At 45.0% G+C, this 13849-nt stretch carries 16 protein-coding genes; all 16 read right to left on the bottom strand.

The features are described from left to right. Positions 1–2: 2 nt before the first annotated feature. The 16 genes from FM019_RS01190 to pilM all read right to left on the bottom strand — a co-directional run bounded on the left by FM019_RS01190 (position 3) and on the right by pilM (position 13661). Positions 3–446 carry a type II secretory pathway protein gene (locus FM019_RS01190; RefSeq protein WP_260681491.1) on the bottom strand — a complete coding sequence of 148 codons (444 nt, stop codon included), beginning with the start codon at positions 444–446 and terminating at the stop codon, positions 3–5. Beyond that, the gene (locus tag FM019_RS01195; RefSeq protein WP_143834060.1) at positions 436–1281 is read right to left on the bottom strand and encodes a prepilin-type N-terminal cleavage/methylation domain-containing protein; all 846 of its coding nucleotides are present in this window, start codon (positions 1279–1281) and stop codon (positions 436–438) included. The genes FM019_RS01190 and FM019_RS01195 overlap by 11 nt, the downstream gene beginning before the upstream one ends. Next, entirely contained in the window at positions 1281–1880 is a 600-nt protein-coding gene (locus tag FM019_RS01200; RefSeq protein ID WP_143834061.1) for a prepilin-type N-terminal cleavage/methylation domain-containing protein, read from the bottom strand. Before FM019_RS01200 ends, FM019_RS01195 begins: the two co-directional genes overlap by 1 nt. Next, positions 1867–2400, bottom strand: coding sequence for a type II secretion system protein (locus FM019_RS01205; protein ID WP_143834062.1), 534 nt, complete (start codon positions 2398–2400; stop codon positions 1867–1869). The genes FM019_RS01200 and FM019_RS01205 overlap by 14 nt, the downstream gene beginning before the upstream one ends. Before the next feature lie 43 nt (positions 2401–2443). Continuing rightward, complete coding sequence (locus FM019_RS21070; RefSeq protein ID WP_143834063.1) at positions 2444–2959, bottom strand: prepilin-type N-terminal cleavage/methylation domain-containing protein; 516 nt, start codon at positions 2957–2959, stop codon at positions 2444–2446. 121 nt (positions 2960–3080) lie between these two features. After that, entirely contained in the window at positions 3081–3719 is a 639-nt protein-coding gene (locus FM019_RS01215) for a prepilin-type N-terminal cleavage/methylation domain-containing protein (RefSeq protein ID WP_143834064.1), read from the bottom strand. A 35-nt stretch (positions 3720–3754) separates the two neighbouring features. After that, a complete protein-coding gene (locus FM019_RS01220; protein ID WP_143834065.1) occupies positions 3755–4285 on the bottom strand; it encodes a hypothetical protein in 531 nt (176 codons plus the stop codon). Between the two features lie 29 nt (positions 4286–4314). Next, complete coding sequence (locus tag FM019_RS01225) at positions 4315–5544, bottom strand: type II secretion system F family protein (RefSeq protein WP_143834066.1); 1230 nt, start codon at positions 5542–5544, stop codon at positions 4315–4317. Then, a complete protein-coding gene (locus FM019_RS01230) occupies positions 5531–7297 on the bottom strand; it encodes a GspE/PulE family protein (protein WP_143834067.1) in 1767 nt (588 codons plus the stop codon). The genes FM019_RS01225 and FM019_RS01230 overlap by 14 nt, the downstream gene beginning before the upstream one ends. Then, complete coding sequence (locus FM019_RS01235; RefSeq protein WP_143834068.1) at positions 7297–8544, bottom strand: tetratricopeptide repeat protein; 1248 nt, start codon at positions 8542–8544, stop codon at positions 7297–7299. Before FM019_RS01235 ends, FM019_RS01230 begins: the two co-directional genes overlap by 1 nt. Continuing rightward, entirely contained in the window at positions 8541–9446 is a 906-nt protein-coding gene (locus FM019_RS01240) for an ExeA family protein (RefSeq protein WP_143834069.1), read from the bottom strand. Before FM019_RS01240 ends, FM019_RS01235 begins: the two co-directional genes overlap by 4 nt. Before the next feature lie 4 nt (positions 9447–9450). After that, positions 9451–11118 (bottom strand): pilus (MSHA type) biogenesis protein MshL, encoded by a 1668-nt coding sequence (gene mshL, locus FM019_RS01245; protein ID WP_143834070.1) that lies wholly within the window; start codon positions 11116–11118, stop codon positions 9451–9453. Beyond that, positions 11108–11461, bottom strand: a complete 354-nt coding sequence (locus FM019_RS01250; RefSeq protein ID WP_143834071.1) for a hypothetical protein — start codon at positions 11459–11461, stop codon at positions 11108–11110. The genes mshL and FM019_RS01250 overlap by 11 nt, the downstream gene beginning before the upstream one ends. Then, the gene (gene pilO, locus FM019_RS01255) at positions 11454–12134 is read right to left on the bottom strand and encodes a type 4a pilus biogenesis protein PilO (protein WP_143834072.1); all 681 of its coding nucleotides are present in this window, start codon (positions 12132–12134) and stop codon (positions 11454–11456) included. The genes FM019_RS01250 and pilO overlap by 8 nt, the downstream gene beginning before the upstream one ends. Continuing rightward, positions 12131–12736: a PilN domain-containing protein gene (locus FM019_RS01260; protein WP_143834073.1), complete on the bottom strand. Its 606-nt coding sequence runs from the start codon at positions 12734–12736 to the stop codon at positions 12131–12133. Before FM019_RS01260 ends, pilO begins: the two co-directional genes overlap by 4 nt. Beyond that, positions 12726–13661, bottom strand: coding sequence for a type IV pilus biogenesis protein PilM (pilM, locus tag FM019_RS01265; RefSeq protein WP_143834074.1), 936 nt, complete (start codon positions 13659–13661; stop codon positions 12726–12728). The genes FM019_RS01260 and pilM overlap by 11 nt, the downstream gene beginning before the upstream one ends. Positions 13662–13849 lie beyond the last annotated feature (188 nt).

Below are 13849 nucleotides of genomic sequence, written 5' to 3' on the forward strand. Positions count from 1 at the left end.
GATCATTCCACTATGGCGTCGACGGCGACCGTTCGGCTGGCTATCACTTTACCCGCACCACAAGTTGCCGTGCTTTCAAAACTGTAGTGTGTAACTGTTTCGCCTGCAAATCCGTCGGTCGGGCTACAACTGGCAACAGTAAGACAATTTTCTAACCCTGGTACATTTACAAATAATTTTGTGCTAGTGGCACCATTCACACAATTTCCTTGACCTTCATTGTTCAAATCCTGGGTAAGCGGGAAGGCAAGTTGGATCTGTCGTTCAAGCGATGACTGTGCGGCTTGCAATGCTCTTACCCCATAGACTTCATGGATTACTGCGTCAGCCGAGGCACTGAGCAAGCGAACCATGGTCAAGCCCAGCAACGCCATAATGATAATGACAAATAAAGCAATCACTAACATGCTGCCTTGCTGGCGTTTTAGTCTGTAATTAAGGCGCATTGGGAATATGGACCTCATTGTTGAAAACGACGACTTCGTCGTTAATTTCAAATCTAAGCAAGGCTAATACAAATGCATTGCGGCTCAATGTCGCTTCGGCCACACGAAATGGCTTGTCTTGATCAGCAGCGCTTAAGTCATTTTGTAGGTTTTCTGCCATGAGTACAGCATTGCCCAAGGACGTATTCTGAATCGCATTAAAGCCATAATCAGCATGCCGATTTATCTGGCCGCCACTGACACAATAACTAACGGGCGAATCCACCACATAAGCCCTGGAGCTAGGCGAATCGGTCGCAAACTGAACCGCAGATGGCAAAGTTAAAATCAGTTTTTTGTTGTCGGCAGGATCAAGAGCAGGTGCTTCATTTAACAAATAGCGACGATTCGTCGATGCACTATAAACATCTGTTGTTGATGTTGGATAGATAACTAGTGCGTGATCACTTTGATAACTATAGTCTGTGGTATTGGCTTCGGTGGCGATAATTTTTACTTCGTCTGTGGCCGGCTCGGGCGCAACGGGTACATCAAAATAAAAACTACTAAATAACACCGGAACAAATTCCAGGCACTGAATAGACGCATCGCCACTGACACGCAGACTATTGGGAAGTGAATCACGCAATTCTCGGTTTAATCTCTCTACAACAAAGCGACCTTCACTCAAAACTTGGTCGCGCTCAGCCACATCAACATATATTTGTGTGCCCGTGCGCACAAAACCAGCGATACCCACCGACACAACCCCCAGTACAACCATCACAGTTACGAGTTCTATTAGGGTGAATCCAGCTGGAACACTGGGAGAATTGATTCGAGACCGTTTGCCCATCAGTAGTTACTCCGATAGGTAGAAAAATGTAAATCCTGACCACCGGGTGTGGTGACAGTTACAGTGATCAGTTTTGCACTTTGGTCGGAATCTGCAGCACCATCCATATTACCATCGTAGACAACGGTCACATTTACGGCAAAACCTGAGTACAGGTTTACGCCGTCGATGAGAATGGTTTCCCCTAACGAATTGCGGATCACCGGATCCGTTTGTCCAAGCCCTTGAACGAGATTATGATAATCGTCTACATCATCATAGTTTGATGCTGTGGCATTGCGATTTTCGCCTGCATCTGGACCAAATGAACCCGAGGCAGTGCAAGCACTTTCACCTGCACTATTAAGGTCTCCATCATCGTTGAGATCATCGTTGCAGCGAATATTACCGTTGCCATTTTCATCAAATCGTTTGGCACTGATTTCTCTTAAAAAGGTATTGGCAAGTTCGGTGGCTCTAACTTGCATAATGGGGTCAACACTGCGACCAGCCTGAGGGAATATCAAAGTAGTCATCAGGCCCAGCACCACAGCAAAAATCACGATGCCCACTATCATTTCAATCAGCGTAAAACCACGATTATGTTTAGTCACAGGCATGAATATACCCCTGTGACTCCACGCAAACGGCTACAGTAGAATCTGCTTGTAACTCGATGCGTACTGAATTGGCGCAAAATCCTGCACCCGTGTTTGGGCAACCAAATCGGTTGAAGGCAACGGTTCCTCCGCCACTGACAATGCGCACGCCATCGGCAGACATTTCGCTTATATCTGCGGTGACATAATCTGCGTCTTCACTGGTATCAATAGTGGTGAGGCAAGTGTTTGCACGATTGTTGTTAGCGTAGTTTAAAGTGGGAGGACCAAAGGATGAGTCAGTGCCGGTAAAGACGTTAACCTGAAAGCAAAAATTTGCTCTGGTATCGTTCATCGCTCGCTGCTGCATAGTGCGCAAAGACGAAATAAGACGTGACTGGTAGGTGTACTCAACATAACCGCCAGTGTTTTGAAAACGCGGTGCGACAGCGACCGCAAGGATCCCCAACAGCACAATGATCACAATAAGCTCCACCAGGGTGAAGCCTTTTGTGCCATTAAATGCGGGGAGATTCCTCACAGTTAGCCATTAGTATTGCTGGTTGCTAATTGGTTGTGCAAAATTAGCAAGCAGTGTCTGTCACCGTCACAGTAGGTGATGAGTCTGCGTCAGTCGCTTCGGTATAAATTACATAACATTCTTGCGTTGCATCGCTATAGTCTGTCGCTTCTGTGCCTTGCGCAATTCCGAAAGAGCCCAATGGAGGTGTCGTCGCGGCAGCGGTGCCTACAGTCAAAAAGAAATCGTTCACCAGATCAATTTGTACCCATCCACCTATCGTAGCAGCCGTAGCAGCTTCTGCATCTGGGTAACCAAAATCAGTCTCCACTGTTTGGCCACCGACGCTTACTTGGCTGGTTGAATTCCCAGCAGCGGCATTGGCTTGTTGCCCTTCAATCGCCGAGCGCGCGTATACCAGCTGTGCACCACTTTGCACAGCAGCTTGAACACCGCGCAAAACAGAAGCATTAGCATCCGAGCTTAGATCAATAAATCTAGGCGCTGCAGTTACCGCCAATATTCCCAAGATCACGATGACGATGATCAGTTCGATTAGAGTAAAACCCCGTTGTTGCATGATATTATCCTCAGTTATCAAAATGTATAATGTCTAAAATTCTTTAATTTTTAAATAGTTAAGCTAAATCGTAAGGTATAGTTTTTTATACATAGTTATTGTTTTTGTGCCCTCGACTCAATTAATTGTTGCTAAATACAATGACTTGACCAATCCGTGGATCATAAATAAATCCATTACCCACGTTTCTATCCGTTGGCTCTACCGTGCGGCTTTTAATGGTCTGGGTTAGATAGTAGAAACACATATCGTTACCACCTGAGCCCGTGCCCTCACTGGCATTAGTAAAATATCTAAAATCATCAAATGGACGCTGCTCCCAATTTGATGAAATTGTTGTTGCGCTTTGCATGATCAGATTGAAAATGCTTTCACAATCTAAATCGTTAATGCTGTCATCTTCACTACTGGCATCGTTGCTTAGCTGACCGGTTGGGTAGCCCGAATCTTTGTCGATTCCCACTTGGATGCCATCGATAACAACCGAGGTGCTATTTGGACCAAAGTTTTCTTCAGGTCGTCCCTCAAGCTCCCATGCCGCACGGACCAGCCCAACCCCTGATGCATAGCCACCAGCAACACCTTCAACGGTTGCGTCTTCAGCTTTTTCAGTAATGTCTAACATGCGTGGTAAAGCTGTGGCAGCCAGTAATCCTAAAACAATCACTACAACGACCAATTCAATCAGTGTGAAGCCCTGTTGTTTACGCATAGTCAATCCTCTTAAGCCCTGATTAGAGGCATGATTCTTAACATTCATTATTCACTCACCCCTGTATGTTTTCCGTTCATGTTTTACCTTTCTAATGTGCTGACTTGCCCATTGGCAATCTGATATTCAAATTTTGGCCCAACCGATAATCGAAAACGACACTTTGCATCGTCAATCGTATCGGTAGGGTCAGTGTCGGCAAAATATTCTGCAAACACTTTAAAACCTTCAATTTCCAGCGGCATATTCAATACCATTTGCCACAACTTGGCACAGCCTTCGCCGCTGGGCGTTGTTTTAGGATAACCATTTAAGCCCATCTCGATGGGGCGGCGATCTTTTTCTACTGGCACGCCGCTATCATCTGCTCGTGCTTCATAATGCACCAGAATTATCATCCTGGGCCGGCCCTCAGCCTGCCACTGCCAATGAGAATTTGTCACACTCTGGGAAAACCTCTGCTGCAGATTCTCCATCGTGATGTATTTAATATCTTCATCTGAGTCATTGAAATACATCACAAAGCTTGCCATCAAAATAACAAACACTAAGACGACCACAATCTTGCCGAAAAATGTGCTTGTGCTTTCTTGTGCGGCTTCGTTTTTATTCACAACCAAGACCTTTAATTAAAACCCCGAGCTTAACCACCTTGATAAGCTCCCATCATTTCCCACATTGGGGTAAAAATACCCAAAGCTAATACCAACACCATTACCGCAACAATAACGATCAAAATGGGTTCTATTTTTGAAGTTAAACTCTTTAAATCATAGTCCACTTCACGTTCGTAGTAATCTGCGACTTCGGCCAGTAATTCGTCAACACGGCCCGTTTCTTCGCCAACGGTAATCATCTGCATTACTAGCGGTGTAAACAATTGGCTCGACAAAGCAACCCGAGACAAACTTTCGCCTTTTTCGATACTTCGCCGCATATTTAAAATTCTTTCGCTCATAAAGCGATTATCCACCGCGTCGGCAACCAAATTCAGCGCTGCGGTTAAAGGAACTCCTGATATCAGCATCATAGAGAAACTGCGTGCAAATCTGCCCAGCAAAGTACGTTCCAGAACACTGCCGATGACCGGTAACGAAATTTTACGCTTGTCCCATTTGTAACGACCAACATCGGTAGCCAGATATCGCCGGATTGCAAAAACGATCCCTGCAATCACCAATAACATGAAAGGCCATTTGTTGACGAACATGTCTGACATTCCTAATAAGAATCGCGTCATTAGCGGCAGTTCAGCATTAAATTTTTCGAACATGGTGGCAAAGATGGGGATAACAAAAATATTCATGATCACCAGCGCCACGACTAGCGCAATAATCACAAAAATCGGATAGCGTGTTGCCGATTTAATCTGTTTACGGGTTTCCTGTTCGCGCACTAAGTAGTCAGACAACTGCAAAAAAGCTTCATCTAATTTACCGGTGTTTTCACCCACATGCACCACGGACACAAAAAGCTGATTAAAGATTTTCGGATGTTGATGCAGTGCCGAAGAAAAAGTACGGCCACGTTCCAATTGCTCAACTACGTCGCGCAATGCCAATGACATACGTTTAGAATTCGTGGTTTCTGCTAAACCATTGACCGCCCGTAAAATGGGGATACCGGAGCGCGTCAATGAATACATTTGCCGGGCAAAAATGACCAAATCTTCCAAACTGACTTTGGGTGTAAAAAAGCCAATGTCTTTACCTTGGGCAACGACAGTGTCTTCCCCAGCCGCTTCATAAATATTTAACGGAATAACATTGCGACCCGCCAAGGATTTAGCGGCCATGTTGGCATCTGCGGCTTCTATTAAGCCACTGATTAGTTCACCGTTGGCTGCTCGCCCTGTGTAACTAAACTGTGCCATCACCCTCTACCTCAGCTTCTTTTGCTGTCTCACTCTTTTCACTACTTTTGTCAGTTTCTGCAACCATTTCGACTAATCGCAAGACTTCTTCAACCGTTGTGAAGCCCATTTTTGCATAGGACAACGCAACACTCGCCAAAGGCGCATAATTGGGGTTAGATTCTGCCGCTTTGCTAAAGGCAACAGTATCAGAAGCCTTGAGTGCATCCATCATCGCCTCCGTCATTTCGAGCAATTCGAATACACCTACCCGACCTTTATAGCCTCGTTGGTTACAATTCTGACAACCGCTACCTTGCTTGAATGTTGCAGTTTTTGCACTTGGGTCGATATTGCCTAACCAAAACAATTCGTCTTCACTCGGATGATAATCAACCTTACAATTGTCACATATTCGCCTAACCAGGCGTTGCGCAACGATGGCTCGCAATGAGCTGGCGACCAAATAGCCTGGAGCGCCCATGTCTAACAGGCGAATCGCACTGCTGATGGCATCATTGGTATGCAGTGTTGATAATACCAAGTGACCAGTTAATGCACCGCGAAGTCCGATTTCAACAGTTTCAGTATCACGCATCTCACCAACCATAATGATGTCTGGATCCTGACGCAGGGTAGTCCGTAGTACGTTGGAAAAGCTTAGGTCAATTTTATTGTTGATTTGTACCTGATTAATTCGGGGCAATCGATATTCCACAGGATCTTCGACCGTAATAATTTTACTTTCCGGCTTATTCAGCTCACTCATGGCTCCATAAAGCGTAGTTGTTTTACCAGATCCTGTTGGTCCCGTTACCAGGATCATGCCGTGGGGGCGCTGCAATAACGTTCTGAATCGGCGCAATAAAGGCCCTGGCATACCTGTTTGGTCAAGGGTCAGTAATCCTGCAGATTGATCAAGCAAACGCATGACCACAGATTCGCCATTTTGCACCGGCATTGTCGATATACGCACATCAACAATGTGATTTTTAATTCTCACTTGCGTGCGGCCATCTTGGGGCAGACGTTTTTCAGAAATATCCAACCCCGACATCAGCTTTAAACGCAGCACTAATGCAGAAGCAATGTTCTTTTCTTTGATGATATTTTCTTGCAAGATACCATCCACGCGCTGGCGGATACGCAGCATCCCTTCGTCCGGCTCAATATGAATATCTGAGGCTTTTGCTTGCACGGCATCTTCAAAAATGGATTGCAACAAACGAGCAACTGCAGTGTCTTGTTCGCCTTCCAAACCACTAGTGAAATCGAATTCTTCATCACTTTGATACTCTTCTGCTAACTCTTGTGCAAAAGAAGCAATTTCTTCAGTGCGGCGATAAAAACTATCGTAAGCATCAAATAGCTGAGCTTGTGCCACGACCGCTAACTTGATGGGTTTAGGAAGCAGTCCAGAAAGCGCGTCGACTGCGTTGATGTCTGCCGGGTCACTCATGCCAACCAACAGTGTATCGCCTTGGTCTTCAAGCACGATAGCGCGATAGCGGCGCGCTTGAACTTCGGGCAACATCTTGACCGTTTCTGCCTGTACGCTGTATTCGGGAATATTTATCAAGGGCACATCTAAATGCTGAGACAGGAAAGTCAACAAATCGTGTTCTGATACAAAGCCTTGTTCAACAAGCACTGCGCCAAGTTTGCGGCCAGATTCTCGTTGTGCAGACAAGGCTTGCATCAATTGCTCTTCATTGATGATGTTGTTTTGAACTAACAAATCACCTAAGCGGATTTTGGCTTTCGGTTGCTGCATTAATTTATCCCTGCCAAATACTGTATTCGTTGTTCAACAAACTTATCTACCTCAACAGATAATTGATCCAGACCTTTTGCAGTTTGATATGCCTGCAATGCCGGTTGTAAATTGCCTAACCTTTCCTCAGCTACCGCTAATCCCAGCCACCATCGCGCATTTGCAGGTTGACTGTGTGTCAACTTTAAATAGTCAGCTTTCGCAGCATCAAAACGTGAAACTTGCTGCGCTAAAGAAGCACGATACGACACATAATCCGGCGCTAACTTTGCTGAAACTTGATAGGCGTTGAGCAGTTCATGGGCCTTGGATGGGTTCTTCATTTGCACCCATAAACGCGCTTGCATTAATCTCAGGTCGTGATCATCAGGATGCGCCAATACACCTTTTTGCAATACGTCGTCTGCCTGCAAGTGTTTGCCTTGGCCAAATAGCATCGCAGCGAGTCGTTTACGTGCCGCAATATTGTCTGGCGCTTTTTGCAGTAGCTTGGTTAGCAATTCAATAGCTTCGTTTTCGTCGCCACGTTTAAGGGCAATCTGTACTTGTTGTTTAAGACCGTCTAGGGTTTCGACACTTTGACTGCTACGAACCCGAAATTCCCCCTGTTGGTCATCAATGCTCTGCGTTTCGGGTTGGGTATCCGTAGAAGTTGCTGAAGACCGAGATTTGACCATGACTGCTGAGGAAGATGACTGGCTGTCAGCCAACCCATCATCAAATGAATCGGCCTCTGTTTCATTCATTGAAGGTTGCATCTTGGCCTGTTTCATTTGAGACAGTTCAGACTCTTCATTAACGAGTTCATCTAGCTCTTTCAACGCTTGTGCATTCGCCTGTTGGGCAGCAGGAGTATTTTGATTAAAGCTATATGCTTGAAGCTGTTCTGCGCTTAACGGAGCAGTTTGTGATGGTTGTTGAGTCTGAGGTTCTTCAAGCTCATCTGTCGATAAATTGCTGTGTACTGTGACGGAGCTGTCCACTTGAGATTCTGCACTATTTACTTGGTCTGACAACTCTCCAGTATCCAGGGGTTGGACTTGCACCGTCTGGCTATTTTGGCGTTGCTCTTGTTGCTGGGGATCTAAAATCATCCACGCAGCAAAGACCAGTACAATGATAGCCAGTAGCCCATAAATCCAAGGACGTGCGGATTTGCTCGCAGCAGGTGGCTGGTAATCAGCTGTCGAGTTGGGTTCAGTTTTTCTCGCTTCAAGATCCTGAAGCATTTTATTGACCACACTCATTGCCACCACCTTTCGTAAATGAAGGTGAACCCAATAGCAACTAACAACATCAATGAAATCGCTATGATCAAATTAAGATGTCTGTTAGGTATGACGGCGGCTTCAGTATCATTAATCGCCATATCAATATGCTGCAATGTGACTGCTTGTTTGCCTTCTCCGTAAGCAAGCATAAGCGCTTTGTGACAAAGCACATTAACAATTCGCGGTGTGCCCTTGCTAGCACGAAATAGTCTTTTGCAACATTTTCGATTGAAAATTTCTGTCCCTTGATAACCTGCAACCGCCATTCGATGTCTAACGTATTGATAAACCTGGTCGTCGTCCATTAAGCGCAAGTTATACGAGAACGTAATGCGCTGTTTAAGTTGACGAAGTTCAGGTAAAGCTAATTTTTCGTCCAACTCTGGTTGGCCAAAGAGTACAACCTGCAACAATTTGCGTGACTCTGTTTCCAAATTCGTCATCAAACGCAGTGCTTCAATGCTTTCCATAGGTAATGCTTGGGCCTCATCAATGATCAGCACCACCCCCTTATTCTCTTGATGAATATGAATAAGGCGTTGTTGTATTCGATGGGTGAATTCCTGTTGGTCAGCATGATCGGTAAGGGCGACATTGAGTTCGCTGGCTACAGAGCGTCTCAATTCTGCGGGGCTCAAGTAAGGGTTTGGAATGTAAGCGGTGACAAAATCTTTGGGAAGCTCATTCAACAACTTACGGCATATGAGTGTTTTCCCTGTACCCACCTCGCCGGTGACTTTAATAAAACCCTCACCAGTTTTTAAGGCCGTCACCAACACAGCAATAGCTTCTTTGTGACTGGGCAGCCCAAAGAAGTAACTTGTATTCGGCGTTAGTGTAAACGGTAATTCCTTTATACCGTAATGGTACAGGTACATGTCGTTATTCCACGTATAACCAGTCTGCCATTTGATCTCGACTTTGCTTGAGCTGCTGACGCCAGGTATTGGCATCAACCACTGTGGGTTTGAGCAAGATCACCAATTCTTTTTTCGTTTCTACGTCATTCTTACTTTTGAATAAATTCCCAATTAGCGGAATGTCACCCAAAAATGGAGTTTTTGAATCCCGCTCTGACACCATTGATTGCATCAGACCGCCAATGACCACGATTTCGCCGGAGTTTGCATGAATAACGGTGTCAGATTCACGAATATTGCTTTGCGCTAATGGCAGCACAAAACGCTCCTCATTCAGGGTAATTACCTTTTCCTGTTCATCGGTCTCAATAACCGAAGGATGAACGTGTAAAAGCACACCGCCGTTTTCATCAATTTGTGGTGTCACATCTAACGCGATACCTGAGAAAAATGGAGTCAGTTCAATGTTAGGCGTTACCGTTGTGCTGCCAGAAGTGATGGTATTCTGGTTCGACACTTCGGTAACAAAGTACTCGTCGTCCCCTACTTTGATAACGGCTTTTTGATTGTTCGTCGCAGTCACTCGAGGACTGGAAAGCACCTGCACATTTCCTTGAGTTTCAAGTAGTGACAAGACGCCGGAAAAGTCATCATTCAAAAAGGATAAGCTGGTGATCCCACCTAAGGCCGCTGTAATACCATTGCCAAATGTGCCCGCCGTTGTAGAGAAAGTAAATTCGGTGCTTCCGCCACGATCAGCGATTTGATTCCAGTTGATACCTTGTTGATATTCATCACTTAATGACACTTCGATAATACGCGCTTCCAACACCACCTGACGTTTAACAATTTCTTCCGAGACTTTTAGAAACTCTCTGACACTTTTAATTTCGTTGGGCATTCCGCGCACGGTGACAAGTCCAGCCTGAGGAGTGACCATCACCATACGGCCATCTTCAGAACCAATCATCGATTGCAAGGTAGCTTGTAAGTCTTTCCAAAAGTCTGTTTCAGTACGGGTACTGATATTCGTACCGTTGATTTGATTGCTGCTTAAGCCACCACCAATATTGTTGCCGTTGGTTGAATTGCCACTAAAATTGTTGGCGCCATTATTGCCACCGCTATTACCGTTATTCCCTTCTGCTTGCGTGACTCCACCTGATGCTATGCTGGTTTGGGTCATACCATCACGCTGCATCAGCAAATAATTCACCGGGAAGGTTTCGGTGCGAATACCCGATGGGAAGACGCGAAATATTTGGTCAAGTTTTTGAATGTCGTAACCGTACAGATCAGACACCAAATTGAATACTTGGTCCAAGGAAACTTGCTTGAGATTTAGTGAAATTGTTCCCGTTACATCAGGATGAATTGCAACGCTGTAGGGTGTGTCAGACACCAATCCTGCAAAAAAGCTAATGGCGTCAACAGATTTGGCGTTAATGTCGTACTTTTCCTCGCCAAACAACGGATCTTGTGAACTATTTTGTTCAGGCAACAACGCTTGGCTCACTGCATCGGGCAATGTATCAAGGGGTTTTGCCTGCTCATTGCGCATAGCCTCAACCTGCTGTTCCAGCGCTTTTTCCATTGAGGATGCTGCGGGCCCTTTGGTTGAATCAGAAGTTGATTGGCAACCAAATAAAGACAGCGCCAGTCCTATTATAAAAATGTGCTTAGAAGTCATTCGATGCATCTTTTTTAATTGAATGTTGATTGATGAAAAGTTCCGTTTCGCGCCCTTGCATGACTAGCACGACACCACCTTTATGAACCTTTTTGACTTTGTTACCTTGCCACGTTTGTCCTTCGGTGACAGTGTCACCGTTGATCACAGCTGTTTTACGTTCACCATTAATAAATACCGCCGAAATAATGATGGCGGTCGCGCCGCCAGAAGCTTCACTGTTCGCTGCAGTCGTTGGTATAAAATCCTGAGGCTGAGTGGGATCAACCATCTGCTGGGCAATGGCCCCCTTGCTTAACGCAAACGCAGCGGCTAGGAGGGTGTTGTAGAATACTCTATTCATTACTCCACACTCCAATAAAGGCTCGGCTTGTGCTTAATGTGTAAATCTCAATCGTAACTTGCGCATTTGGATATTCCTCTACCTCATAGGTAAACTTTTTCCAATAAAATTGATAAGGAAGGGCTTCAACCCGCTGCAAATATTGTTGAATATCAAAGTAGGTACCTTGCAAAGTTAATTGCACACCGTGTTGATACAAATTCACGTCTGTTTGCGAGTTTTCGTCATCAAGCACTAACATTGCGGTGGGGGCAATTGAACGCATTTCCATTAGCTTGAGGCTAGCAAATTGTGCAAATACGTTTTCCAGCAACGTTGGCATTTGATGTGCCGGAACCAAATCTTCAGTTTGTTGCGCCAATGAAGTGTCTGCTTCGCTGATTTGTCGTTTCAGATTTTCCAAGCGCGCTTTAATCGGCGCATTAGGGTCTTCTTGCAACGCCAACGTTAGGCCCGCCAACTGCGCATCTAATCGGGTTATTTCAGAGGTCTGACGTTGAACTTCTGCTTTTCTTTTATCCCACTCAATCAAAGAAGGCTCTACAAAAAGCACGTAACCGCCGAGTAATATGAGTGATAACAGTGCCACAAGTGTCAGTACGCGCTCTCGCTCTGTCAATGCAATAAATTTGCCTTGCAATTGTTCATAACGATTCACCGGCGCCGCGCTCATTGACCGTCCCCTTTCACATCATCTAGCTCAGAGCTCAGCACAAAACTCAGTGTTTCTTTTTCATTTCTGAACATTCTGGCGCCGGCAAATTCTTTGCCACTAAAATAATCAGCCTGCGCGAGTTTATTTACCCAGCGAGGAAGCGCTTCGGAGTCCGTTGCAGTCCCTTGTAAATATAGCTTTCGTTCGTCTAATCGGATATTTGTCAGCCACAAAGACGGTTGATGATGTGACGCTAAGTCAGTCATCAGTGCAGAAAAACCGTTACTTCTTTGGGATTCACGACTCCCCAATTCCTCAAGAATGGTCTTTTTAACATTCAGTTCCTGCTGATGGGCTTCAATTGCCGCAATAATCGACATATCTTGCGTTCGAGAATCTTTCGCTTCAATTAAGGTATCAACTAAGGCTTTCTTTTGTTTGACCGACGCCAGCAATTCATCCACTTGGCGATTACTGTTGTTAACTTGCATATTTGCCCAAACCCAGCCGCCAACAATGACTAACACGGCAAGTAACGATAACGCCACAACGAAGTTAAGATTGAGTAGTACAATCTTCGGTTTTAGGTCTTCTCGGAAAAAGTTAATTCTATTTTTCATAACTCAATCCATTCGACTGCATAAAAGCGGCACCTAAACTACCTAGCAAGCCGCTGCGGTATTCTAAGTCATCGACTTTTTCAATATCTATAGACAGAGGTTCTACAGTCATAAACGTTAGCTGCGCCATGATCTCTGTGAGTTTGTTTAAATGTTGAGATTCAATACCCATCAATATGCGCTTAACTGGCGCTTGGCGCAACTGACTCTCGAAGTAGTCCATGGAGCGCTGGATCTCAACACTAAGATTGTCGCCAACGCCCATTTGCAATTCCTGCTCGCTGAAAGTTGACAAGTTTTCGTATCCGCGAAGTCGACGGGAGAAATACACCTGACCATCTTTAATAATATTTAAGCAGATGTCTTGTCCTGCTTCTTGGACAAGCGTTAAAATAGCGTCGTCATTGCTGTTGACCATGTCGGCAACAACTAGCTCCAAAATACCAATACTTTGCAGTTCGAGCCCGGCCTCAGTGACGCCATCGGTAATCTGCTCGACTTCAGATTCAGGTAAGGCGACGACATTGACTTTGTTAGCACCGGCGCTTTGAGCAGGTAATTCAAAATAATCTACGGTGAGTTCGTCTTGATGGGAAACCAGATCTTTAACGCTCCAAACCAGAGCCTGTGACATTTCAGCGGCATCTACTTGAGGCTTATCGACTTGTAAAACCTGATATTTACTCGCAGCCATCACAACATGACAGGGCGTGTTAGTTAGCGATTCGTTTGCAACATAGCGACTAAGATGAGTCACCCAATCGTGTGCAGGCAATAGCTGTTGCTTCACCCAACGCACAGATTCTTTGTCTTTCCGCAACACTGAAACTTGAATGGAATCAATCCCAAATTCAAGTCCAACCGAATAATAACTAGATGGTTTTCTTAAGCGTTGCTTGAAATATTGACGCCAGCCTGCATGCATAGATCACGCTTTATTTTATAATTTATTTATTATCAATCCATTACATCAAACTTTGTTCAAAAGTGCTACAAAAAAAGCCCCCTAATCAGTGTTTCACCAGCAGACGAAAAACGCTAAATGTATGTTTGCTTCATCTGATGGACTAAATTTTTGCTGTTACTTGTCTAGAAATTTCGTCAACTGAACTT

The organism is Aliiglaciecola sp. M165 (genome assembly GCF_007197995.1).
Classification (GTDB): domain Bacteria; phylum Pseudomonadota; class Gammaproteobacteria; order Enterobacterales; family Alteromonadaceae; genus Aliiglaciecola.